This window comes from Mycolicibacterium boenickei (assembly GCF_010731295.1).
In the GTDB taxonomy this organism is placed as follows: Bacteria; Actinomycetota; Actinomycetes; order Mycobacteriales; family Mycobacteriaceae; genus Mycobacterium; species Mycobacterium boenickei.
In genome coordinates, this window is sequence record NZ_AP022579.1 from 4,254,756 (window position 1) to 4,277,670 (window position 22,915).

Genomic DNA, 22,915 nt, shown 5'->3' on the forward strand with positions numbered 1-22,915 from the left:
CAACAAATGTGACACCATGGCAATGGTGAGTTCCGGTAGGCGGCCATCGTTGTGCCAAACTTCGGCTGATCGGCCCGGCGATGTGAGGAGACAGCGTGGAGTCGCGTTCGGCCGGCACGCGCCACCGGCGGCAGGGGTCACGGCCCGACCCGTCGATCGACGAGGCCGTATTGAGCGCCACGCGCCGGTTGCTGGTGCAGCGTGGCTACGCGGCGACGTCCATCGACCTGATCGCCGGCACGGCCGGAGTCAGCCGCCCGACCATCTACCGCAGGTGGAAGTCCAAGGCGCTGCTCGTCCATGAAGCCGTCTTCCCGGATCTGGACCCGGCCGCACCGAGCGACGACGTAGCCACCGAGATCACCCGGCTGTGTCGCGGTGCGTACCTGCTGTTCCGCGATCCCGCTGTGCGGGAATCGATCCCGGGCCTGTTGACCGACCTGCGGGCCGACTCCGACATCCGCAGGCTCATGACGGAGCGCCTCGACGCTGCCGCGCGCACCCAGCTGGCGTCCCTCGTGAACGACGCCGCCTCACAGGGGCAGGCCCGTCGGCAGGTCGATATCGACACCGTCATGGATGCGATCGGCGGCGCCGCGATGTACGCCGTGTGTGTCCGGGGCATCGACGACTCGGATCAGGCCGTCGAGCGTGCGTCGACCGATCTGGCCGACCTGATCCTGCGTGGGTTGCTCGCTCGACCCGGGGGATAGGCCTGCGGCTCAGATGCGGTGGGTACCGTCGCGCACTGTGCCGACCAGGTCCTCGACCAGGTCCTCCAGCGCCACCATCGCGATGACGGTGTCGTCCGGGCCTTGATCATGCTCTTCGCGCGCATGCTCTTCGCGCGAGCGCTCATCGACGACCAGCGCGAGGTGACTGTTGCTCCGCCGCATCCGCGACAGCGCGTCGGGCAGCGGTGTCGAGGCCGGGATCCGGGGCAGCGGTCGCACCATCGACACATCGAGCACCGCATCGGGATCGTTGATCTGGGGCAGCACATCTTTGATGTGTAGGTATCCGATGAACTCCCCGAAGGCATCGGCCACCGGGAACCGCGAGTACCCGGTTTCGGTGAGCGCCCGCTCCACGTCGCCCACCGTCGGCCCCGAGCCCGGTGCGGCGACCCGGATCGCATGAATCTCGTTCAGCGGCATCGCCACGTCGTTGACCGTGCGGCTGCGGGTCTGCAGCGCCCGGGTCAACCGACCGTGCTCCTCGGTGTCGAGCAGTCCCTCCGACACCGATTCGGCGATCATCTCGGACAGTTCGACGGTCGACACGGCCGATTCCAGTTCGTCCTTCGGCTCGACGCGGAATGCCCGGAGAGTGACGTTGGCGCACCAGTTGTAGAACGCGATGAACGGCCGGGCCGCCCGGATGTAGACCAGGTACGGCGGGATCAGCAGCATCGCCGCGGTCTCGGGACCCGCGATGGCGATGTTCTTCGGGACCATCTCACCGAGCAGCACATGCAGGATCACCACGATGGCCAGCGCGACGAAGAACGAGACCGTGTGCAGCACGGCATCGGACACCCCGACCAACGCGAACGGTTTCTCCAGCAGGTGTGCGACGGCCGGTTCACCGACCCGGCCCAGCAGGATCGAGCAGATCGTGATGCCCAGCTGAGAGCCTGCCAGCATCAGTGACAGGTGCTCGCCGGCCCGAATGACGGTGACGGCGCTGCGTTTACCCTGTTCGGCCAAGGCCTGCAGCCGATCCCGGCGGGCCGAGATCAGCGCGAATTCCGCGGCCACGAAGAACGCGTTGGCCGCCAGCAGCAGCACGGTCAACAGCACACCGAGAATGTCACCCATCGCTGTTCTCCCGGTGGCCGAGGCTGGTCAGCTCGAGCAGGTCGATCCGGCGGCCGTCCATCCGCACCACGGTGGCCAGCCAGTGCGTCGGCTTGTCGGGATCTCCGTCGGGATCGAACGCGGTGAGCTCCACGGACTCGCCGGTCTCCGGTATGTGTCCGAGTTCCTGCAGGACCAGCCCGCCGATGGTCTCGTATTCGCCTTCCAGCGCCCGGAATCCGGTGCTCGCCGCCACCTCGTCGATACGAAGCAGCCCGGACACCTGCCACCCTTCTCCGGCCGGCACCACGTCGGGAGTGGCGTCGTCGTGCTCGTCACGCACGTCGCCGACGATCTCCTCGATCAGATCCTCGACCGTCACCATGCCCGCGGTGCCGCCGTATTCGTCGACGACGAGCGCGGTCTGCAATCCGTTGGCGCGGATCTGAGTCATCACGGCGTCGCCGTCGAGGGTGGACGGCACGGTGGCCACCGGCAGCGCCAGGGCGGCCAGCCGGGTCTTGTCCCGGTCTTCGCGTGGAATCGTGAACACCTGCTTGATGTGGACGACGCCGATGGTCTCGTCGAGGTCGCCCTCGACGATCGGGAACCGGGAGTAGCCGGTGCGGATCGCGGCGTTCATCAGGTCGGCGACGGAATCGCCCGCGTCGAGGACCTCGATCTTGGAGCGCGGGGTCATCAGTTCCTCGGCGGAGCGCTCGCCGAACTGCAGTGAGCGGTGCACCAGCAACGCGGTGGACGGGTCGAGCGACCCGCTGCGGGCGGAGTTGCGCACCAGTGATGCCAATTCCTGGGCCGAGCGTGCCGACCGCAGTTCCTCTGCCGGTTCGATGCCCAGGCGCCGCAGGATCCAGTTCGCGGTGCCGTTGGTCAGCCGGATGACCGGGGTGAACAACATCGAGAACAGCAGTTGGAACGGCGCGGCCGCCCGGGCTGTCGGGACCGGGCGGGCGACCGCCAGGTTCTTGGGGACCAGCTCGCCGAACACCATCGACAGCGATGTCGCGATGAGCACCGCCAGGAACAGGGAAAGTCCACCGGCGAATCTGGCGGGGATCCCGAGCGCGTCGAGGCCGGGGCGGATCAACTCGCCGACGACGGGTTCGGCGAGATAACCGGTGGCCAGCGTGGTGATCGAGATGCCGACCTGGGCTCCGGAGAGCTGAAAGGACAGCGTGCGGTGGGCGCGGCGGACCAGTTGGTCGCGGCGGTCGCCGGTGCGGGCGTTGGCCTCGACCGTGCTGCGCTCCAGTGCGGTCAGAGAGAACTCGGCGGCCACGAAAACCGCGGTGCCGAAGGTGAGCAGGACGATCGCCAGGATCGACAGCAACGACATGATCACGTCGGTTGAGCTGCCCATCAGATGCTCATCAGTGCTGCGCCGGGCCCGGGGCCCGGCCGACTAGGAGAGGGGTCGTCAGCTTCCGCGCTGAGAAGTGACTGCTGTTCCACCCCGAAGGCCGGTTCAGAACCGGAGGCCTCGGTGGGTGCCTGCGGCACGTGAACCCTTTCGTTCGATCTGACCGAGCGGACGAATGGGCGATGCGCCACCGTCCGCGCGGTATCCAGGAACCCCAATAGTATCGCGACTCGCCGGATTACCAGCCGGTCGGTAGCGGATGCCCTTCGGCGAAACCGGCGGCCGACTGCACGCCCAGGACCACCTTCTCGTGCAGCTCCGCGAGGTTGGTGGCGCCGACATAGGTGCAGGTGCTGCGCACCCCGGAGGTGATGTGGTCGAGCAGATCCTCGACCCCGCCCCGGCCCGGGTCCAGGCTCATCCGCGAGGACGAGATGCCCTCCTCGAACAGGGCCTTGCGGGCCCGGTCGAACTGGCTGTCCCCGGCGGTACGGGCGGCCACCGCGCGCTTGGAGGCCATGCCGTAGCTCTCCTTGTACGGGCGCTCATCCCGGTCGTGCAGCAGATCGCCGGGGGACTCGTAGGTTCCGGCGAACCAGGAGCCGATCATCACGTTCGACGCCCCGGCGGCCAGCGCCAGTGCCACGTCACGCGGGTGCCGGACTCCGCCGTCGGCCCACACGTGGGCACCGAGTTCCTTTGCCGCAGCAGCACATTCGACGACCGCGGAGAACTGTGGCCGACCCACGCCGGTCATCATCCTGGTGGTGCACATCGCCCCGGGGCCCACGCCGACCTTGACGATCGAGGCGCCTGCCTGAATGAGGTCGCGGGTGCCCTCGGCCGAGACCACGTTGCCCGCCGCCAGCGGCAGGCCGAGGTCCAGGGCGGCCACCGACTTGATGGCGTCGAGCATCTTGACCTGATGACCGTGGGCGGTGTCGATGACCAGCAGGTCGACCCCGGCCTCGGCCAGGGCGCGGGCCTTCGCGCCGACGTCACCGTTGATTCCGACGGCGGCGGCGATACGCAGCCGCCCGGCGGAGTCGACGGCCGGGGTGTAGATGCCGGCCCGCACTGCGGCGGTGCGGGTCAGCACGCCGGCCAGGGAGCCGTCCGCCGTGGTGAGCACCGCCAGATCGATCGGCGCGTGCTCGAGGAGGTCGAACACCTTTCGCGGGTCGGTTCCCACCGGCGCGGTGACGAAGTCCGTCACCGCCACCTCGCGGATCCGGGCGAACCGGTCCACCCCCGCGCAGCTCGCCTCGGTGACCAGTCCGATCGGCCGACCCTCGAACACCACCACCGCGGCGCCGTGCGCACGCTTGTGCAGCAATGCCGCGGCGTCGGACACCGAGTCCTCAGGGCCGAGGGTGACCGGCGTGTCCACCACCAGGTCGCGGCTCTTGACGAACTGCACGGTATCGGCGACCACGCTGCTCGGCAGGTCCTGCGGCAACACCACGATGCCGCCGCGCCGGGCGATGGTCTCGGCCATGCGCCGGCCCGCCACCGCCGTCATGTTCGCCACCACCACCGGGATGGTGGTGCCGGAACCGTCGGCGGTGGACAGATCGACGTCGAACCGCGATGCCACGTCCGACCGCCCCGGGACGACGAAGACGTCGTTGTAAGTCAGGTCGTACGGGGGGATGTGTCCGTTCAGGAATCTCACTGGAACCTCACCCAACTGAGCCTACTCAGGCGGGAACTTCGCTGCGGTCTCCGCTCCACAGCGTGTGGAACTTCTGGCCGGGCTCGGCGTCGGTGCGCCCGTAGGTGTGCGCGCCGAAGAAATCACGCAGGCCCTGGGTCAGTGCGGCGGGCAGCCGCTCGGTGCGCAGCGCGTCGTAGTAGGACAGCGACGACGAGAAGCCGGGAATCGGGATGCCCAGCTCCGTGGCCGTCACGACCACGCGGCGCCAGCTGTCGATGGCCGATTCGACCGCACTGCGGAAGTACGGCGCGGCGATCAGCGTGGCCAGGTCCGGATCGGCGTCGAACGCCTCCTTGATCCGGTTGAGGAACTTGGCGCGGATGATGCAGCCGCCGCGCCAGATGGTGGCCAGGTCACCCGGGGTGAGGTTCCAGTCGTATTCGGCGCTGCCGGCCTGGATCTGGTTGAAGCCCTGGGCGTAGGCAATGATCTTGGACGCGTACAGCGCCTGGCGCACGTCCTCGGTGAATTGCTCTGCGTCACTGGGCTTTGCGCCGAGATCGCCGGAGGCCAGGCCGGTCGTGGCCTTGCGCTGGGGGACCGAACCCGACAGGGCGCGCGCGAACACGGCCTCGGCGATACCGGTGACCGGCACGCCCAGGTCGAGCGCGGATTTGACCGTCCAGCGGCCGGTGCCCTTCTGCTCGGCCTCGTCCACGATGACGTCGACCAGCGGCTTGCCGGTCTTGGCGTCCACCTGGCGCAGCACCTCGGCGGTGATCTCCACCAGGTAGCTGTCCAGCTCGCCCTTGTTCCACTCGGCGAACACGTCGGCGATCTCGGGGGCGGTCAGGCCCAGCGCGTCGCGCAGTAGTTGGTAGGCCTCGCCGATGAGCTGCATGTCCGAGTACTCGATGCCGTTGTGCACCATCTTCACGAAGTGTCCGGCACCGTCCGGGCCGATGTGGGTGCAGCACGGCACCCCGTCGACGTGAGCCGAGATCTCCTCGAGCAGCGGGCCGAGGGACTTGTAGGACTCGGCGGGGCCGCCGGGCATGATCGACGGCCCGTTGAGCGCGCCTTCCTCCCCGCCGGAGATGCCCGCGCCGACGAAGTGCAGGCCGCGCTCGCGGATCGCCTTCTCCCGGCGGATGGTGTCGGTGTAGAGGGCGTTGCCGCCGTCGATGATGATGTCGCCGGGCTCCATGGCGTCCGCCAGCTCGTTGATCACGGCATCGGTCGGGTCGCCCGCCTTGACCATGATGATGACCCGGCGTGGCTTCTCCAGGGCGTCGAGGAATTCCTCGATCGTCTCGCTGCGCACGAACTTGCCCTCGGAGCCGTGCTCGGCCAGCAGCGCATCGGTTTTGGCGATCGACCGGTTGTGCAGCGCAACGGTATAGCCGTGGTGGGCGAAGTTACGTGCGAGGTTGGAGCCCATCACGGCCAGGCCGGTGACTCCGATCTGTGCCGTACCGGAAGTGCTGGTCTTGCTCATGCAGCAGCCTTTCGTTGTTTTGTTGTGTCAGAACGCCTGTCGGACAGGGGTTTATCCAAGTCCGGCGAACAGGCGGTGAAGCTCGGTGAGCCAGGGGACGGCGACGGCCACGGTCGGCACCACCAGCACGGCCGCGGCGGTCAGGTACGCGGTGACGGCCATGGCCACACTGTTGGGCTTGCCGCCCAGCCGGCGCACCCGGATCACGGTGGTCGGCCCGCCCGCGGCCAGTGCACCCGATGGGGTGCGGCCGTTCGCGCAGGCGACCAGCGCCCGGGCCAGGGGAGTGGGGCCCGCGGTGCGTACCGCGGCGTCGTCGGCGAGCAACTCGATCAGCAGCCGGACCGCGTTCAGGGCGTTGGCGCTGCGGACGAACCGGGGGAAGGCGGCGTGGACCGCGGTGAACATCTCCAGCACCAGGTCGTGGCGGGCCCGCAGGTGGGCCCGCTCATGGGTGAGGATCGCGGCGACTTCGTTGTCGGACAACGTGGTCAGCGTTCCCTCGCTGACCACGACGCGACTGCGGACGCCGGGCAGGCAGTAGGCGAGCGGCTGCTCCACGTCGAGGATGCGGAGCTCGTCGCCGGCAAGCGGGCGGTGGGCCGTACACAGATGGGCCGGGACCGCGTCACGGGACTTGCTGAGCAGGTCGACCATCATGCGGTGGTGGGCGCGGCGGCGGCGGGTGGCCACCGCCACCTGGATCACGGCCACGCACAGCCGTCCCCCGATGAACAGGGTCAGGGTGAAGACCACGACCAGGAGTACCCACAACGGCCAACCGAGGGCGTCGATTTCGCTGGTGATGGTTGCGGTCGGCCGGCCATCGGGCCCCGGTACGAACAGGCGGCTGGCGATCGCGATACCGGCTGAGAAGGCCGAGAGCACCGCGGCCAAGGCGATCGACTGCCACAGCACGATTGCCGCGCGTGGGGCACGCAAGGGCCACGCCGCACGGGCCAGCACCGCGGGCACCGGTCCCACCAGGGCCAGTGCGACGAGGGTGAAGGCCAGCGCGGACACGCCGTAAGTCTCTCTCAGGCAGTACCCGAATTACCAGCCGGTGGGGGCAGCTGGTGCTTGCTCTCCAGTTCGGCGAGTGCCCGGCGCAGGGCTCGGGCTTCGTCGATACCGACTTTCTCCACGAAATGAACCAGCGCAGCCTGGCGGCTGCCGGAGTCCGAGGCCTGGTCGAGGGCATCGACCATCAGGCCCGCAACCAGCTCGTCGCGCCCATGGGTGGGCGCGTAGCGGTGCGCGCGGTCATCGCGGTGCTGCACGACGAGGTTCTTCTTCGCCAGTCGTTGCAGCACGGTCATGATCGTGGTGTAGGCCAAGTCGCGGCGGGCGGCCAGCGCCTCATGGACTTGGCGCACTGTTTGGGGTTCGGGCGCGGACCACAGGTGATCCATCACCTCGCGCTCAAGTTCCCCGAGACGCGTCAATTTGGCCATGTTCCGTTCTCTCCTGAGCAGTAAAGCCAGCGTACTACGGGTTTACTACCGCGCGTCGTATGCATTTGGCGATGGCGCGCAGACCGGCCTCCGCAGTCGTTTAGGGCAAGGTCAGCGCCATATGTCGGGTCGTTTGTGAATCGAGTCACAGGGGGTAGCTCTCATCCTTCACGTGACTATAGTAAGGCTAACCTAAGTCAAACTGGAGCCTTCGGAGGTGACATGACGGTCTTGATCGAAGATCCGCTGATCGCGGGTATGGCTATCGAGCGGACGCTGCCGCTGCACGAGTCGAGTCGGCGTTTACGTGAGCTGTATCCGGAGTGTCCGCGGGTCTACGGCGTGGCCGTGGTGGGCGACTTGTCCCGTAGGCGCTGGTGGCCGTTGGCCGAGGCGCTGTCCGCCGACCGGCTGCAGGGCATGTTCGACGCGGCGATGGCCGAGACGGGCAACCGGGCCGCGGTCGCCCAGCAACTGGCCGCCACGTTCATCCATGTGGTGATCGGCCGGGTGGTGCCGCTGCTGGTGCTGGAGGGGCGCGCCTGGGACACCGGCCTGGAGAACCTGTGGGTCCACGTCGACTCCGAGGGTGCGATCGACTGGGTCGGTGTCGTCGATCCGACCCTGCGCGGGCTGCCTGAGGATCCCTATTACTGCGGCCGGGCCGCCCGGTTGGCCAACGCCTGCCACGACGGCATCGTCGCGCTGCCCAGTGAGGCCGCACTGACCACGTGGGTGGCGCATCGCAGTCATCGCGCGCTGGAGCCGCTGTTCGCCCGGTTGGTGGAGATCAGTGACGGCGCCATGTCGATCGCGGCCATGTGGCACATGGTGGGGGCGGCGGTGGTCGGTGCGGCCACCCAGGTCCCGCTGCTGGCCGGCTCCAGCGAGGTGGTGAGCATGCGGCGCGGCCAGGCAGTGCTGGATGCCCTGGTGGGCTTCGGTCTGCCGGTTCGCGGTTGCGGCCGGGCGGGGAAGGTCTTGTTAAATTAGGGCAGCCTTGCCTATTATGTAGATACGAGGCTAACGGACCGAGCCGGAGTCCTGAGGGCTGCAGAGACCCCCGGTCCACTCGAGGGCGGGTCCCGCGTTTCACACGCGGGACCCGCCCGCATCTTTGTGGCGATACGGCGTGTAGACACAAGCACTGTGACCACTGATATCCCCGAAGGTCTGGGCAAGGGGTTCGACACCGAACTGGGCCTGACCTATCTCGAGCTCACCCCCGACGGCGGCCGCGCACAGCTGACGATCCATGACAAGCTGCTGCAGCCCTGGGGCATCGTGCACGGTGGCGTGTACTGCTCGATCGTCGAAAGCCTGGCCAGTGTGTCCGGCCACATCTGGCTGTCGGCGAACGGCGGCGGCACCGTGGTCGGCGTCAACAACAACACCGATTTCCTGCGTGCGATCGGATCTGGCACTGTCACAGCGGTTTCCGAACCGATCCACCGCGGCCGCCGCCAGCAGCTCTGGCTGATCACCATCACCGACGAGGCCGGCAAGCTCGTGGCCCGAGGCCAGGTGCGGCTGCAGAACATTCCCGAGTAACGCCTCCGGTGCGGCCGCGAGCGCTGCCGAACCCCGCCGGCCGTGGCAGGATCGCGCACTATGCGTTTGACCCCGCATGAGCAGGATCGTCTGCTCATCTCATATGCCGCGGACCTGGCGCGGCGCAGGCAGGCTCGCGGCTTGTTGCTCAACCATCCCGAGGCCGTCGCGGTGATCACTGATCACCTGCTGGAAGGCGCCCGCGACGGTCGGACGGTCGCGGAGTTGATGGTGAGTGGTCGCGATGTGCTGACTCGCGACCAGGTCATGGAGGGAGTGCCCGAGATGCTGGACGACGTGCAGGTCGAGGCCACTTTTCCGGACGGCACCAAGCTGGTCACCGTTCACCACCCGATTGTCTGAGCGATGACCAGCGAGGAGCCGAAGGCGGATCGCGCATCGGTCGTGCCCGGCGAAATCGTCTACGGCGACGGTGCGATCGCACTCAATCCCGATGCGCCACGGCTGATTCTGGACATCGTCAACACCGGTGACCGACCGGTACAGGTCGGCAGTCACGTGCACCTACCACAGGCGAACTCGGCGCTGGACTTCGACCGGGACGCCGCCCGCGGGCACCGCCTCGACGTTCCGGCCGGTACCGCGATTCGATTCGAACCCGGTGTGGCCCAGCGTGTTTCGCTGGTGCCACTGGGCGGCACACGTGAGGTCCACGGCATCAGCCTCGACCCGCCCGGGCGATTGGGGGCGTGATGAGCGCTTGCGAGAAGAACCGAGGACACCGATGACCGAATTGACCCGTGCCCGTTACGCGGCGCTGTTCGGCCCGACCACCGGTGACCGGATCCGGCTGGCCGACACCGACCTGTTCATCGAGATCACCGAGGACCGCAGCGGTGGCCCTGGCCTGGCCGGCGACGAGGCGGTGTTCGGCGGCGGCAAGGTCCTTCGCGAGTCGATGGGCCAGGCGAGGGCGACCCGTGCCGACGGCGCACCCGACACCGTCATCACCGGCGCGGTGATCATCGACCACTGGGGAATCATCAAGGCCGACATCGGGATCCGCGACGGCCGGATCGCGGCGATCGGCAAGGCCGGCAACCCCGACATCATGACCGGGGTGCACCCGGACCTGGTGGTCGGTCCGTCGACCGAGATCATCGCCGGTAACGGCCGCATCCTGACCGCAGGCGCGATCGACTGCCATGTGCACCTGATCTGTCCGCAGATCATGGAAGAGGCCCTCGGCGGCGGCATCACCACGATCGTGGCAGGCGGAACCGGACCGGCCGAGGGCAGCAAGGCCACCACCGTCACCCCGGGCGCCTGGCACCTGGCCAGGATGCTGGAATCACTGGACTCCTGGCCGCTCAACGTCGCGCTGCTCGGCAAGGGCAACACGGTCAGCTCCGAGGCGATGTGGGAGCAGTTGCGCGGTGGCGCGGCGGGTTTCAAGCTGCACGAGGACTGGGGCACCACGCCCGCGGCCATCGACGCCTGTCTCACGGTCGCCGAAGCCGCAGGCGTGCAGGCCAACATCCACACCGACACCCTCAACGAGGCGGGTTTCGTCGAGGACACCCTGGCCGCCATCAAGGGCCGTGGCATCCACGCGTATCACACCGAGGGCGCCGGCGGCGGCCACGCTCCTGACATCATCACCGTTGCCTCCCATCCGAATGTGCTTCCCAGCTCGACCAATCCGACGCGCCCGCACACGGTCAACACTCTCGACGAGCACCTCGACATGCTCATGGTCTGCCACCACCTGAATCCGAGCGTGCCCGAGGATCTGGCATTCGCCGAGAGCCGGATCCGGCCGTCGACGATCGCCGCCGAGGATCTGCTGCACGACATCGGGGCCATCTCGATGATCGGCAGCGACTCGCAGGCGATGGGCCGGGTCGGTGAGGTGGTGCTGAGGACCTGGCAGACCGCGCATGTGATGAAGCGCAGGCGCGGCGCACTCGAGGGGGACGGTCCGGCAGACAACCACCGCGCCCGCCGGTACGTGGCGAAATACACCATCTGCCCGGCCATCGCGCACGGACTCGACGACGAGGTCGGTTCGGTCGAGGTCGGCAAGCTCGCCGACCTCGTGCTGTGGGAACCCGCGTTCTTCGGAGTGCGGCCGCACGCGGTGCTCAAGGGCGGCATGATCGCCTGGGCTGCGATGGGCGACGCCAACGCCTCCATTCCCACCCCGCAGCCGGTCCTCCCGCGGCCCATGTTCGGCGCGGCTCCGGCCGCCGCGGCCGCCACGTCGGTGCACTTCGTCGCACCGCAGGCCATCGAGGACGGACTCGCCGACCGCCTCGATGTTCGTCGAAAGCTGGCCGCGGTCAAGAATGTCCGGCGGATCGGCAAGGCGCAGATGCCGCTCAATGATGCGTTGCCGCACATCGAGGTCGAGCCGGACACCTTCACCGTGCGGATCGACGGGCAGGTGTGGCAGGAACAGCCCGCGGTCGAACTGCCCATGGCCCAGCGATATTTCCTGTTCTAGATGAGCAACCTGGCAACGCTTCTGACCCTGGCCGACTCCCGTTTGCCGACCGGCGGTCACGTGCATTCCGGCGGCGTCGAGGAGGCGGTCACCAGCGGCCTGCTCACCGATGTCGCCACCTTGCGGGCCTTACTGGTCCGGCGGATCCGGACCAGTGGTGTGGTGGCGGCATCGATCGCGGTGGCGGTGCACACCGGGACCCTGGACCCCGGGGCCGCCGATGCTGAAACCGATGCCCGCACACCGGCACCGGCGGCCCGTGAGGCGTCGCGGGCCCAGGGGCGGGGATTGGTCCGGCTGGCCCGGCGGGTGTGGCCGCGACAGGCCTGGGACACGCTCGGGTCTCGGCCGCACCTGCCGGTGGCTGCCGGGACCGTCGCGGCAGCCGCCGATCTGGATCCGGGCCAGACCGCGCTGTCGGTGGTGTACACCACCATGACCGGGTCGGCCACTGCCGCACAACGGTTGCTCGCCCTGGACCCCGCCGATGTCGCGGCGCTGACCTTCGAGCTGTCCGGGTTGTGCGATGAGGTGGCAGCCAAGGCGCTCACCGGGCTGGCCGACCTGTCCGATCCCTTGCTCGACGTCCTGGCGCAACGGCACACCGAACGTGACCGGCCGTTGTTCGTCTCGTAGATCTCCTCAGTACAGCTCTCGAAAGGTCCACCATGCCACCACATCTCATCGACGGCGAGCCCCACACGCATGTCGAGCGGCCCAAACGGGATCGCAAGCCGGGCGAGCCGTTGCGCATCGGTGTCGGCGGGCCGGTCGGATCCGGCAAGACCGCCCTGGTGGCCGCCCTGAGCAGGCAGCTGCGTGACGAGCTGTCGTTGGCCGTGTTGACCAACGACATCTACACCACAGAGGACGCCGACTTCCTGCGCAGGCACGCGGTCCTGCCCGACGAGCGGATCGCCGCGGTCCAGACCGGGGGATGTCCGCACACCGCGATCCGCGACGACATCACCGCCAACCTCGATGCGATCGACGACCTGATCGAGGCAAACCCACCCTTGGACCTGATCCTCGTCGAGTCCGGTGGTGACAACCTCACCGCGACGTTCTCGTCGGGCCTGGTCGACGTGCAGATCTTCGTCGTCGACGTGGCCGGGGGCGACAAGGTGCCGCGCAAGGGTGGGCCCGGCGTGACCTACTCGGACCTGTTGGTGATCAACAAGACTGATCTGGCGTCGTTGGTGGGGGCCGATCTCGACGTGATGCGGCGCGACGCGGCCAAGGCTCGGCAGGACAGGCCCACGGCGCTGATCTCACTGACCGAGGATCCGACGGCGGGACCGGTGCTGGCCTGGGTGCGCGAGCAGTTGAAAGTCGCCCAGGCGTCGCCCGCGTAATGCACGCGCATGTCGTGATTGCGGCTTCGCCGGGGCGGTTGCCGCGGATCGAGGCGCGCGGCGGGCTGGCCGGGCGGTGCACCGAACCCGACACGGTGCATCTGATCTCCACCGCCGCCACCCCACTCGGCGGCGACACCTTGACGGTGCGGTTGGTGGTGGAGGCCGGGGCCCGGCTGCGGATCCGCACCGCCGCGGCGACGATGGTGCTCCCCGGCGGACATACGAGGCAATCGGGCGCGCAATGGGAACTCGAAGTGGCCGGGCAGCTGGACCTCGATCCGGAGCCCACCGTGGTGGCCGGTGGTTCTGGGCATCGGGTGACCACGCGCCTGGCAATCGCGGAGTCGGCGCAGGTGCGCATTCGGGAGCGGGTACAGATCGGCAGATCCGGTGAGTGGGAAGGATTCTGGTCGTCGGCATTGCACGCCGACGTCGGATCGACGCCACTGCTGCGTCATCGCATCGAACTCGGCTGCGGGGCAGTGGGTGACGACATCCTGACCGCGCCCCGGGCATGCGTCAGCGAACTGCGTTATCCCGCACCCGCATTCGAGGCACCCGGAACCGTGCTGGAGTTGGCCCGCGGCGGCAGCCTGGCCACCTGGCAGGGGGACCGGCTGCCGCCCGAGACGACAGTGGGCTAGGAGGCCGCTTTCTCGGTTTCCTGGACGGAAGCCGCGATCTCCTCGAGTTCCTCGATCCTGGTGCGGGCGTAGGCCTGCTGCTCGGTGATGGTGAGCTGCCCGCGCTTGGTGCTCAGGAACGTCACGCCCCAGGACAGCACCGTGACCAGCCGGCTCTTGAACCCGACGATGTACACCAGGTGCAGCACCAGCCAGCACACCCAGGCGAAGAACCCGGAGAACTCGACTGGGCCGACCTTGGCGACCGCGGAGAATCGCGACACCGTCGCCATCGAGCCCTTGTCGAAATACTCGAACGGGGCCCGGATCTTCGGGCTGGTGCCTGCGACCTCACGCTTGATCAGCTTGGCGGCGTAGCGGCCGCCCTGGATCGCGCCCTGGGCGACGCCGGGCACGCCTTCGACGGCGGCCATGTCGCCGACCACGAACACGTTGGGGTGACCCGGGATCGTCAGGTCGGGCTCCACCTTGACGCGGCCGGCCCGGTCCAGTTCGACCCCGGCCTGCTCGGCCAGATCCTTGCCGAGTGGGCTGGCCGAGACACCGGCCGACCACACCTTGCAGGCCGATTCGATGCGGCGCAACGTGCCGTCTGAATCCTTGACGGTCAGACCATTGCGGTCGACGTCGGTCACCATGGCGCCGAGCTGAACCTCGACCCCCATCTTCTCCAGCCGGGCCTGGGCCCGCTTGCCCAGCTTCTCGCCCATGGGCGGCAGCACGGCCGGTGCGGCATCGAGCAGGATCACCCGAGCCTCGGTGGGATCGATGTGCCGGAAACTGCCGCGCAGGGTCTGGTCCGCCAATTCGGCGATCTGCCCGGCCATTTCGACACCGGTCGGGCCGGCGCCCACCACGGTGAAGGTCAGCAGCTTGGCCCGGCGCACCGGATCGCTGGAACGCTCGGCCTGTTCGAACGCACCGAGGATGCGGCCGCGGAGCTCCAGCGCATCGTCGATCGACTTCATGCCGGGGGCGAACTCGGCGAAATGGTCGTTGCCGAAGTAGGACTGCCCGGCGCCCGCGGCGATGATGAGGCTGTCGTACGGGGTGGAGTAGGTGTGCCCGAGTAGCACCGAATCCACCGTCTGGTTCTCCAGATCGATGTGGGTGACGTCGCCCAACAGCACCTGGGCGTTCTTCTGCTTGCGCAGGATCACGCGGGTGGCCGGCGCGATCTCGCCCTCGGAGATGATGCCGGTGGCCACCTGGTACAGCAGCGGCTGGAACAGGTGGTGGGTGGTGCGGGCGATCAGCTTGACGTCGACGTCGGCACGTTTGAGGGTCTTGGCGGCGGTGAGGCCACCGAAACCCGATCCGATGATGACTACCTTATGCCGATCCGATGCCGTAGCTCCGGGATGGCTCATTGCTGCTCCTCGCGGACGTGTTTGCCACTCGTAATAACCGTAAGGTTAGTCGGCGCGATTCCCGCCTGTGCGGTGAGATACCCAACCGAACCGAATGTTTACCCGGATATCAGTGGTTTCAATGCCTCGGCAGCGGCGGTGATACCGCCGGGCACGTAGCCGCCCATGGTGACCGGGCTGAGGATCACCCCGTTCACGCCGGCATCGAAGAGCTTGGTCTTGAGCTGTTCGGCGATCTGCTCAGCGCTGCCGAACACCGCACGATTCTGGAAGTCGGGCGGGATGGCATCTGCGGTGAACTGCTCACCGATCAACGCGATCACCAGCATGCTGGTCTCCAGGGTGGCCGGATCCCGGTCGATCCGCTCGCACTCCTGACGGATCACATCGAGCTTGCGGGGCAACTCGTCGAAGTTCGCGATGATGTTGAGGTGGTCGAAGTGCCGGGCCGCCAGCGGGATGGTCTTCTTTTCGCCGCTGCCGCCGATCATCAGCGGAATGTGGTCGCGGAAGCGAGGATTGGCCATCGCCTCGACCGTGCGGTAGTACTTGCCGCTGAACGTCGGGCGCTCACCGGCGAGCATCGGAAGGATGATCTGCAGTGCCTCGCCGAGCTTGTTGAAGCGGTCGGTGAAGGTGCCGAACTCGTATCCGAGCTGGTCATGCTCGAGTTCGAACCAGCCGGTGCCGATACCGAGGATGGCGCGGCCCTGGCTGATCACGTCGAGCGTGGTGATGGCCTTGGCCAGCAGCGTCGGGTTGCGGTACGTGTTGCCGGTGACCAGGGTGCCCAGCTGAACCTTTTGAGTCGCGGTCGCCAGTGCGCCGAGTGCGGTGTAGGCCTCAAGCATCGGCTGGTCTGGAGTGCCGAGACCAGGCAGCTGATAGAAGTGGTCCATCACGAAGACGGAGTCGAAGCCGGCAGCCTCGGCTTCCTGAGCCTGCGCGATGACGGTCGGGAAGAGTTCGGAAACGCCGGTGCCGTAGGAGAAGTTCGGGATCTGGAGTCCGAGTCGGATTGTCACTTCTCCGACCTTAGCGCGCTATCCCAGGGTGGCGAGCGTACCGCGGCTGACGTGCATGGTCTGGCCGGTGATGTGGCGAGCTGCCGGCGTGCTCAAAAACACTGCAAGACGGGCGAACTCGTCGGCAACCGACGGCGGCGTGGTGCCGAGGCCGTCGTAGCCGGGCTCGGCGGACAGGCCTGGGGCGATGGCGTTGACGGTGATGCCGCGGGTGCCGAAGTAGGCGGCCTGGCCTGCGGTCCAATCGCCGAGGGCGGCCTTGACCGCGGCTTCGGCGCTGCCCTCACGAGGGCTCGCGGGCACGACGTTGATGATGGAACCGCCCGAGCGCAGGTGGTCGCCGACGATCTGCACGGTCAGCACCGCCGAGACCACGGTGGCGTCCAGCGCGTTGCGCCAGGCGGTGGCCAGGTCGCTCAGTGTGAAGGTGCGGGGGTCCTTGGACTCGAACAGCGGAGCCGGGACGTTGACCAGCGTGTCGAGGTGATGGGGGAACAGCGAGCGGGCGTTCTCGAGGCTGGCGGGATCGGTGTTGTCGAACACGATCGACGCGACGTCGAGCTGCTTGGCGGCCAGCTCCAGATCCTCGCGGCGGGCGCCGGCGATGACCACGTTGTGGCCTGCGTCGAGGAAGCCTGCCGCAATGGTGCGGCCGAGTTCAGTGTCGCCGCCGGTGACCAGCACCTCCGCCATGATGTACCTCCATGTACCCGGGGATCGCCGCGCCGGACGGGGGCGACCAACGGACAATGTTACTGGACAGTAGCTAGGACACGAAACTCGGCGCGCCAAATGTCGGCTCGCATATGGTTGCGGGGATGATCCGACCCAGCGCTCTCACCTGCGTCGACATTGTCGGCGCGGCGGTCTCGTGACGAATCCGCCACGGCTGCCGCGCTGGATATATCTTCCTGCCGCCGCCGGCGCGATCTTCGTGGTGCTGCCCCTGGTCGCGATGGTGGCGAAGGTGGACTGGCCGCGGTTCGGGTCGCTGATCTCCAGCCCGTCGTCCACCGCGGCGTTGAAGCTCAGCCTGGAGACCTCGCTGGCCAGCACGGTGTTGTGTGTGCTGTTCGGGGTTCCGCTGGCGCTGGTGCTGGCCCGCACCGACGGGCTTGTCACCCGGATCGTCCGGCCGCTGATCCTGTTGCCGTTGGTGCTGCCGCCGGTGGTGGGCGGCATCGCGCTGCTGTATGCCTTCGGCCGGCTCGGGCTGGTCGGCCGGTACCTGGAGAGCGTGGGCGTGCAGATCGCGTTCACCACCGTGGCCGTCGTGTTGGCGCAGACGTTCGTGTCGTTGCCATTCCTGGTCATCTCACTGGAAGGGGCGGCCCGGACCGCGGGTGCCGACTTCGAGGTGGTGGCAGCGACGCTGGGCGCCTCGCCGGCGACGGTGTGGTGGCGGGTCACGCTGCCGCTGCTGGGCCCCGGTCTGATCTCGGGAGCCGTGCTGGCCTTCGCGCGCTCCCTCGGGGAGTTCGGCGCCACGTTGACGTTCGCGGGCTCGCGCCAGGGCGTCACCCGCACCCTGCCCTTGGAGATCTACCTGCAGCGCGAGAGCGATGCCGACGCCGCGGTGGCGCTGTCGGTGCTGCTGGTCGTAGTGGCCGCGGTGGTGGTCGTCGGGCTGGGTGGCCGACGGCTGCGGGCCGGTGGTTGGACGTGACGTCGGGCTTGGCGCTGCACGTGCGCGCGGTCGTCGAGAACCGGGGCCTGGACCTGGAATTCGGTGTGCCGGCAGGGGAGGTGCTGGCGGTTCTGGGCCCCAACGGCGCGGGCAAGTCGACGACGCTGCATGCGATCGCGGGACTGGTCGGTCTGGACGCCGGGCGCGTCCAGGTGGGTGATCGGGTGCTGACCGATCCGGTCGCCGGTGTGCAGGTGCCGACCCATGCCCGTCGCGTCGGGTTGTTGTTGCAGGACTCTCTGTTGTTTCCGCATTTGAGTGTGGCGGCCAACGTGGCATTCGGGGCCCGCAGTGGGCGCAGGTTGGGGCATCGCGCCGCACGTGAGAGCGCGCACCGGTGGTTGGCCGAGGTCGACGCCACGGACCTGGCGCACCGGCGCCCTCGCCGGTTGTCGGGAGGGCAGGCCCAGCGGGTGGCGCTGGCGCGGGCATTGGCCGCCGATCCCGAGGTGCTGTTGCTCGACGAACCGTTGGCGGGTTTGGACGTGGCGGTGGCGGCGTCGATGCGCAAGGTGCTGCGGCGCGTGCTGGCGACCAGTGGCCGGTGCGCGGTGCTGATCACCCATGACCTGCTCGACGTGCTGACCCTGGCCGACCGGGTGATCGTGGTGGAGGCCGGGCGGATCATCGAAAGTGGTTCCGCCGCAGAGGTGTTGGCGACCCCCAAGAGTCACTTCGGGGCCCGGTTCGCCGGGGTGAACCTGATCGGCGGCACGGCAGGCGCCGACGGGGTCGTGACCACTGCGTGGGGTGGGAAATGGCACGGCACGCCGTCGGCCGACGTGGCACCCGGGGTGCCGGTGGTGGCGGTGTTCTCGCCGGCGTCGGTCGCGGTGTACCGCGAGGAACCGCACGGTAGTCCGCGCAACACGGTCGCGGTGACGGTCGCCGAGCTCGACAGCCGCGGGCCCGGGATCCGGGTCCGGGCCGATGAGCAGCCCGACGGTGCACCCGGCCTGGCCGCTGACATCACCGCCGAGTCGGCCGCCGAGCTGCGACTGGCCCCGGGGGATACGGTCTATTTCTCGGTGAAGGCGCAGGAGGTTGCGATTCACGCGGCGGGCGCCGGAAGTAAGTGATCCCCCCGACGTAACGCCGGTGTACGTACGTCCGAATCACGTGTTGAGGGCTCTGACATCGCGGGTGTCGGACGTGGGTTGCCAGGTTCGGCGTGGCGCCCCACACACCCGCGTGCCAGCAACTATGCCTACCGTGGCTCAGCTGGCTATATCCCATCTGTCGCAATCGCACTTTTTGGCACTCTAAGAGCAACTCACACTTGCGTCACGGCCGTAACACGGTAGTTTCTTCCCCATGGACGAGTCGGATGCGATGTCACATCGGCGCAGAGGTCTGTCGAACAAGCTGGCGCTGGTCGCGATGACCGGCGCGACCGCAGCGGCCGTTGCGCTGCCTGCGGTGGCGTATGCGGATCCCGTGCCGGCACCTCCGGCGCCGGCGCCTGCCCCAGCTGTGCCCGGTGCGCCTGCACCCGCCGCTCCCGCTCCCGCGCCCGGAGCGCCGGCTCCTGCTCCCGGTGCCCCGGCACCGGCACCGGCGGCGCCCGTCGATCCCAATGCCCCGGCTCCTGCCCCCGCGCCGGCTCCGGCCGACCCGAACGCGCCCGCGCCTGCCCCTGCCGACCCGAACGCCCCCGCCCCGGCTCCCGCGCCGGAGCCCGGCCGGGTCGACAACGCCGCCGGCGGGTTCAGCTACGTCGTTCCCGGTGGCTGGAAGGTCTCCGACGCGACCCAGTTGTCTTACGGACAGGCGTTGTTGACCAAGATCCCGCCGGAGGGCACGCCTGAACCGCCGAACGACACGAGCGTGCTGCTCGGGCGCCTGGACCTGAAGTTGTTCGCCGGTGCCGAGGCCGACAACGCCAAGGCGGCCGTTCGCCTGGCCTCTGACATGGGTGAGTTCTTCATGCCGTTCCCCGGGACCCGGGTGAATCAGGAGACCGTGCCGCTCGATGCGAACGGGCTCTCCGGCGTCGCGTCGTACTACGAGGTGAAGTTCACCGACACGAACAAGCCCAACGGGCAGATCTGGGCCGGTGTCGTCGGCGCGCCGCCCCCCCCAGGGACCCCGCGCGGCCAGCGCGCGCCCGAACGCTGGTTCGTGGTGTGGCTGGGGTCGGCCAGCCATCCGGTCGACAAGGCTGCTGCCGTGACACTGGCCAACTCGATCCGGCCGTGGACACCGCCGGCGGCCCCGGCAGGGGACCCCAACGCGGCGCCGCCGCCGGCCGACCCGAACGCTCCGCCTGCCCGCCCGGGCGTCGGGGTGCCGGTGCCCGTCACCAACGCTCCGCCGGAGATGCAGCCGCCGGCCTGATGTCGGGGCTGCCGGTACGCCGAGAATCGGGCACGCCGAACGCTGATCGTTCCCAATTAGCCAACCGAATCGTTACGTTCGGGAGGTACACCTGGGTTTGAGGCTCAGCGAGCCCGCTGGGCGTTGCCCGTGACAGGCAGGAGACCTGCAATGGACGTAATGGCGGCTACCGAAATCCTGGCTCGTTCCTCCACACTGACCAGCGTCGGCTGGATCGGCTACATCATCATCGGCGCGATCGCCGGATGGATCGCCGGCAAGATCGTCGACGGCGGTGGCCAGGGCATTCTGATGAACATCGTGATCGGTGTGATCGGCGCGCTCGTCGGTGGATTCCTGCTCAGCTTCTTCCTCGACACCGCGTCCGGCGGGTGGTGGTTCACCCTGTTCACCGCGATCCTCGGATCGGTGATCCTGCTCTGGCTCGTCGGACTGGTGCGTAAGCGCGGCTGACCGGAGACGGTGATGGCCACGGGGATCATGACGGCCTGGCAGGTCGTCACCCCGGGGCCGGTGAGTTCGCATCCGCTGCAGCGGGCCGGCGTGCCCGTCCCGCGGCCCGGGCCTGACGAACTGCTCGTCAAGGTTCTGGCTTGTGGGGTGTGCCGCACCGATCTGCATGTGGCGGAAGGAGATCTGGCGGTACACCGGCCACAGGTGATACCCGGGCACGAGGTCGTCGGCGAGGTGGTTGCCGTCGGCGCCGAGTCCGGCGGTGGGTTCGCTCCCGGCGACCGGGTCGGTGTGGCGTGGCTGCGATACACGTGCGGGCAGTGTGTCTATTGCCTGCGAGGTCGGGAGAACCTCTGCCCCGCGTCGAGGTACACGGGCTGGGATGCCGACGGCGGCTATGCCGAATTCACCACCGTCCCCGCCGCATTCGCGCTCCGGTTGCCGGACGGGTACTCCGACGTCGAGCTGGCGCCGCTGTTGTGCGCGGGGATCATCGGGTATCGGTCGCTGTTGCGCACCGACCTTCCCCCGGGCGGGCGGCTCGGGATCTATGGATTCGGTGGGAGTGCGCACCTGACGGCGCAGGTGGCGTTGGCGCAGGGCGCCCGTGTGCACGTGATGACCCGTGGCGAGCGCGCCCGCGAACTGGCCCTGGAGCTGGGCGCGTCGTCGGTGCAGGGCAGCGCCGACATGCCGCCTGAGCCACTGGATGCGGCGATCCTGTTCGCCCCGGTCGGGGATCTGGTGTTGCCGGCGATGGCGGCGCTCGACCGGGGCGGTGTGCTGGCGATCGCGGGTATCCACCTCAGCGACATCCCGCCCTTGAACTATCAGCGCCACCTGTTCCAGGAACGCGAGATCCGGTCGGTCACTGCCAACACCCGTGCCGATGCCCGTGATTTCCTGGCGTTCGCCGGTGACCACCGGATTGCGGTCAGCACCCCGGTGTACGGCTTGGACCGTGCGGACGAGGCATTGGCCGATCTGAGTGCCGGCCGCGTCGCGGGTGCCGCGGTGCTGCGGGTGTAACTCAGAGCGCGGCGAGGGCAGCGCCCAACCGGCCGTCGAGGTCACCGTGGCCGAACGCGTACATCGGTCCGAGGCCGTCGTTGAGCACCCGAGTGAGCCGTGCCATCCCGCGCGCGTCCACCGGCAGCGGTGAGTGCAGGCGCAGGGCGATTGCGTCGATCGTGTCTTCCGCTGCGGCAATGTTCTTCCGATGCAACGGAATTCGCGATGTCCACAGGATGGAGTCGGTGGCGGCCTCGCGCAGGCAACGGCGCAGCGCACGGGCGATGGCCTCCCGCTCGGCGGTCGACGTCAGCCGGGCCGCGCGCGCGGCGATGGCACTGCCCGGGGGAGTCGGCGCGCCGACGGCCAGCATGGCGTCGAGGCGGCCCGACCGGATGCGTGCGGTCAGGCGGGCCCGGATCGAGTGGCGACAGGGGGCGGGGGCACGGTGGGCGGTGGACGCTGGTGTCGCGGAAATTCGGTTGTCGTTCATGGCGATACCTCGTAATTTTTCGTATGCCCAGCCCGGAAGGTCGTGACTATCTAAGACCGTACGCTGGTCATCAATGACTAGTCAAGCCAATTTAGTGGTCACGGCGGTACGCTGAAGTGATGACGACGACGTGGGCCGGTGACACCGAGACCAAACCCGCGCCCGGCCCGCTGGCCCGGATCCAGGCTCTGGTCAACACGATCGAGTTGCCTGCCGGACCCGACCGGCTCGCGGACGTCGGCGACGCGGCGCCCTGGCTGGCCGCCAACGGGTTGCTCGCCTCAGGGGCAACTCCGACGGCAGCCGAACTGGACCTGGTACGCCGGGTGCGCGAAGCGTTGCGCGCGCTGCTCGTGCACAACACCGGTGGTCCGCGCCCGGGCGCTGATCACCTGGCCGTCCTGCGGGGGCTCGCCGACGCGTCCACCGCGAGGGTCGATCTGGGTCCCGACGGTCAGGTGCGGTTGGCGGCCGCCGGAGACGGGGTGGGCGAGCGTCTGCTGGAACTGCTGCTGGTAATGCGCGACGCGCAGCGCGACGGCACGTGGGCACGGCTCAAGGCGTGTGGGAACGACGAATGTATGTGGGCGTTCTACGACCGGTCCCGCAATCACGGCGGTACCTGGTGCGACATGGCCAGCTGCGGGAACATGTTGAAGAATCGGGAGTTCCGCGCGCGTCGCCGTGCCGGAGGCGCGAGTTAGGCCCCGTGCCGGAGGCGCGAATCAGG

25 protein-coding genes are annotated in these 22,915 nt (G+C 68.5%); 15 read left to right on the plus strand and 10 right to left on the minus strand.

Annotated elements, in window-relative coordinates; all coding sequences use genetic code 11:
• The first annotated feature begins 95 nt into the window (after window positions 1-95).
• Window positions 96-713, plus strand: coding sequence for a TetR/AcrR family transcriptional regulator (locus tag G6N57_RS20150; protein ID WP_077740880.1), 618 nt, complete (start codon window positions 96-98; stop codon window positions 711-713).
• Between the two features lie 9 nt (window positions 714-722).
• Here G6N57_RS20150 and G6N57_RS20155 read toward each other — a convergent pair whose 3' ends face one another.
• The 6 genes from G6N57_RS20155 to G6N57_RS20180 all read right to left on the minus strand — a co-directional run bounded on the left by G6N57_RS20155 (window position 723) and on the right by G6N57_RS20180 (window position 7,789).
• Window positions 723-1,820 carry a hemolysin family protein gene (locus G6N57_RS20155; protein ID WP_077740879.1) on the minus strand — a complete coding sequence of 366 codons (1,098 nt, stop codon included), beginning with the start codon at window positions 1,818-1,820 and terminating at the stop codon, window positions 723-725.
• On the minus strand, window positions 1,813-3,180 hold the full coding sequence (locus G6N57_RS20160; RefSeq protein WP_077740878.1) for a hemolysin family protein: 1,368 nt from the start codon (window positions 3,178-3,180) through the stop codon (window positions 1,813-1,815). The genes G6N57_RS20155 and G6N57_RS20160 overlap by 8 nt, the downstream gene beginning before the upstream one ends.
• A 238-nt stretch (window positions 3,181-3,418) precedes the next feature.
• Window positions 3,419-4,855, minus strand: coding sequence for a GuaB1 family IMP dehydrogenase-related protein (locus tag G6N57_RS20165; RefSeq protein ID WP_077740877.1), 1,437 nt, complete (start codon window positions 4,853-4,855; stop codon window positions 3,419-3,421).
• Window positions 4,856-4,880: 25 nt separating this feature from the next.
• Window positions 4,881-6,335 (minus strand): NADP-dependent phosphogluconate dehydrogenase, encoded by a 1,455-nt coding sequence (gene gndA, locus G6N57_RS20170; protein ID WP_077740876.1) that lies wholly within the window; start codon window positions 6,333-6,335, stop codon window positions 4,881-4,883.
• A gap of 51 nt (window positions 6,336-6,386) precedes the next feature.
• Entirely contained in the window at window positions 6,387-7,358 is a 972-nt protein-coding gene (locus G6N57_RS20175) for a M56 family metallopeptidase (RefSeq protein ID WP_077740875.1), read from the minus strand.
• A 14-nt stretch (window positions 7,359-7,372) separates the two neighbouring features.
• The gene (locus G6N57_RS20180; protein ID WP_036449766.1) at window positions 7,373-7,789 is read right to left on the minus strand and encodes a BlaI/MecI/CopY family transcriptional regulator; all 417 of its coding nucleotides are present in this window, start codon (window positions 7,787-7,789) and stop codon (window positions 7,373-7,375) included.
• Between the two features lie 222 nt (window positions 7,790-8,011).
• Here G6N57_RS20180 and G6N57_RS20185 point away from each other — a divergent pair, with 222 nt between their 5' ends.
• From G6N57_RS20185 to G6N57_RS20220, 8 genes are all read left to right on the plus strand, one after another.
• Entirely contained in the window at window positions 8,012-8,782 is a 771-nt protein-coding gene (locus G6N57_RS20185) for an iron reductase (RefSeq protein WP_077740874.1), read from the plus strand.
• Window positions 8,783-8,938: 156 nt separating this feature from the next.
• Window positions 8,939-9,340 carry a PaaI family thioesterase gene (locus G6N57_RS20190; RefSeq protein ID WP_077740873.1) on the plus strand — a complete coding sequence of 134 codons (402 nt, stop codon included), beginning with the start codon at window positions 8,939-8,941 and terminating at the stop codon, window positions 9,338-9,340.
• Between the two features lie 60 nt (window positions 9,341-9,400).
• The gene (locus tag G6N57_RS20195) at window positions 9,401-9,703 is read left to right on the plus strand and encodes an urease subunit gamma (protein ID WP_036449772.1); all 303 of its coding nucleotides are present in this window, start codon (window positions 9,401-9,403) and stop codon (window positions 9,701-9,703) included.
• A 3-nt stretch (window positions 9,704-9,706) separates the two neighbouring features.
• Complete coding sequence (locus tag G6N57_RS20200; RefSeq protein ID WP_077740872.1) at window positions 9,707-10,054, plus strand: urease subunit beta; 348 nt, start codon at window positions 9,707-9,709, stop codon at window positions 10,052-10,054.
• A gap of 31 nt (window positions 10,055-10,085) precedes the next feature.
• Window positions 10,086-11,807, plus strand: coding sequence for an urease subunit alpha (locus G6N57_RS20205; RefSeq protein WP_077740871.1), 1,722 nt, complete (start codon window positions 10,086-10,088; stop codon window positions 11,805-11,807).
• Window positions 11,808-12,443, plus strand: coding sequence for an urease accessory protein UreF (locus G6N57_RS20210; protein WP_097926022.1), 636 nt, complete (start codon window positions 11,808-11,810; stop codon window positions 12,441-12,443). It begins immediately after the preceding gene.
• A gap of 32 nt (window positions 12,444-12,475) precedes the next feature.
• Window positions 12,476-13,162, plus strand: coding sequence for an urease accessory protein UreG (gene ureG, locus G6N57_RS20215; protein WP_077740869.1), 687 nt, complete (start codon window positions 12,476-12,478; stop codon window positions 13,160-13,162).
• Complete coding sequence (locus tag G6N57_RS20220) at window positions 13,162-13,809, plus strand: urease accessory protein UreD (RefSeq protein ID WP_077740868.1); 648 nt, start codon at window positions 13,162-13,164, stop codon at window positions 13,807-13,809. Before ureG ends, G6N57_RS20220 begins: the two co-directional genes overlap by 1 nt.
• On the opposite strand, the gene G6N57_RS20225 is transcribed toward G6N57_RS20220, so the two are convergent.
• From G6N57_RS20225 to G6N57_RS20235, 3 genes are all read right to left on the minus strand, one after another.
• A complete protein-coding gene (locus G6N57_RS20225) occupies window positions 13,806-15,179 on the minus strand; it encodes a type II NADH:quinone oxidoreductase Ndh (RefSeq protein ID WP_077740867.1) in 1,374 nt (457 codons plus the stop codon). The genes G6N57_RS20220 and G6N57_RS20225 overlap by 4 nt on opposite strands.
• 98 nt (window positions 15,180-15,277) lie before the next feature.
• Window positions 15,278-16,204: an LLM class F420-dependent oxidoreductase gene (locus tag G6N57_RS20230; RefSeq protein WP_077740866.1), complete on the minus strand. Its 927-nt coding sequence runs from the start codon at window positions 16,202-16,204 to the stop codon at window positions 15,278-15,280.
• Window positions 16,205-16,222: 18 nt separating this feature from the next.
• The gene (locus G6N57_RS20235) at window positions 16,223-16,897 is read right to left on the minus strand and encodes an SDR family oxidoreductase (RefSeq protein WP_077740865.1); all 675 of its coding nucleotides are present in this window, start codon (window positions 16,895-16,897) and stop codon (window positions 16,223-16,225) included.
• A 178-nt stretch (window positions 16,898-17,075) separates the two neighbouring features.
• On the opposite strand from G6N57_RS20235, the gene G6N57_RS20240 reads away from it, so the two are divergent.
• From G6N57_RS20240 to G6N57_RS20260, 5 genes are all read left to right on the plus strand, one after another.
• Complete coding sequence (locus G6N57_RS20240) at window positions 17,076-17,870, plus strand: ABC transporter permease (protein WP_077740864.1); 795 nt, start codon at window positions 17,076-17,078, stop codon at window positions 17,868-17,870.
• Complete coding sequence (locus G6N57_RS20245; RefSeq protein ID WP_077740863.1) at window positions 17,867-18,970, plus strand: sulfate/molybdate ABC transporter ATP-binding protein; 1,104 nt, start codon at window positions 17,867-17,869, stop codon at window positions 18,968-18,970. The genes G6N57_RS20240 and G6N57_RS20245 overlap by 4 nt, the downstream gene beginning before the upstream one ends.
• 235 nt (window positions 18,971-19,205) lie before the next feature.
• Window positions 19,206-20,228, plus strand: coding sequence for an APA family fibronectin-binding glycoprotein (locus tag G6N57_RS20250; protein ID WP_097926021.1), 1,023 nt, complete (start codon window positions 19,206-19,208; stop codon window positions 20,226-20,228).
• Between the two features lie 150 nt (window positions 20,229-20,378).
• Entirely contained in the window at window positions 20,379-20,681 is a 303-nt protein-coding gene (locus tag G6N57_RS20255) for a GlsB/YeaQ/YmgE family stress response membrane protein (protein WP_036449788.1), read from the plus strand.
• Window positions 20,682-20,708: 27 nt separating this feature from the next.
• On the plus strand, window positions 20,709-21,710 hold the full coding sequence (locus G6N57_RS20260; RefSeq protein WP_077741955.1) for a zinc-binding alcohol dehydrogenase family protein: 1,002 nt from the start codon (window positions 20,709-20,711) through the stop codon (window positions 21,708-21,710).
• Window position 21,711: 1 nt separating this feature from the next.
• Here the strand turns inward: G6N57_RS20260 and G6N57_RS20265 are convergent, their stop codons facing one another.
• Window positions 21,712-22,185: a hypothetical protein gene (locus G6N57_RS20265; protein ID WP_097926019.1), complete on the minus strand. Its 474-nt coding sequence runs from the start codon at window positions 22,183-22,185 to the stop codon at window positions 21,712-21,714.
• Window positions 22,186-22,304: 119 nt separating this feature from the next.
• Here G6N57_RS20265 and G6N57_RS20270 point away from each other — a divergent pair, with 119 nt between their 5' ends.
• Window positions 22,305-22,889 carry a CGNR zinc finger domain-containing protein gene (locus G6N57_RS20270; protein WP_077740860.1) on the plus strand — a complete coding sequence of 195 codons (585 nt, stop codon included), beginning with the start codon at window positions 22,305-22,307 and terminating at the stop codon, window positions 22,887-22,889.
• Window positions 22,890-22,915: the final 26 nt, after the last annotated feature.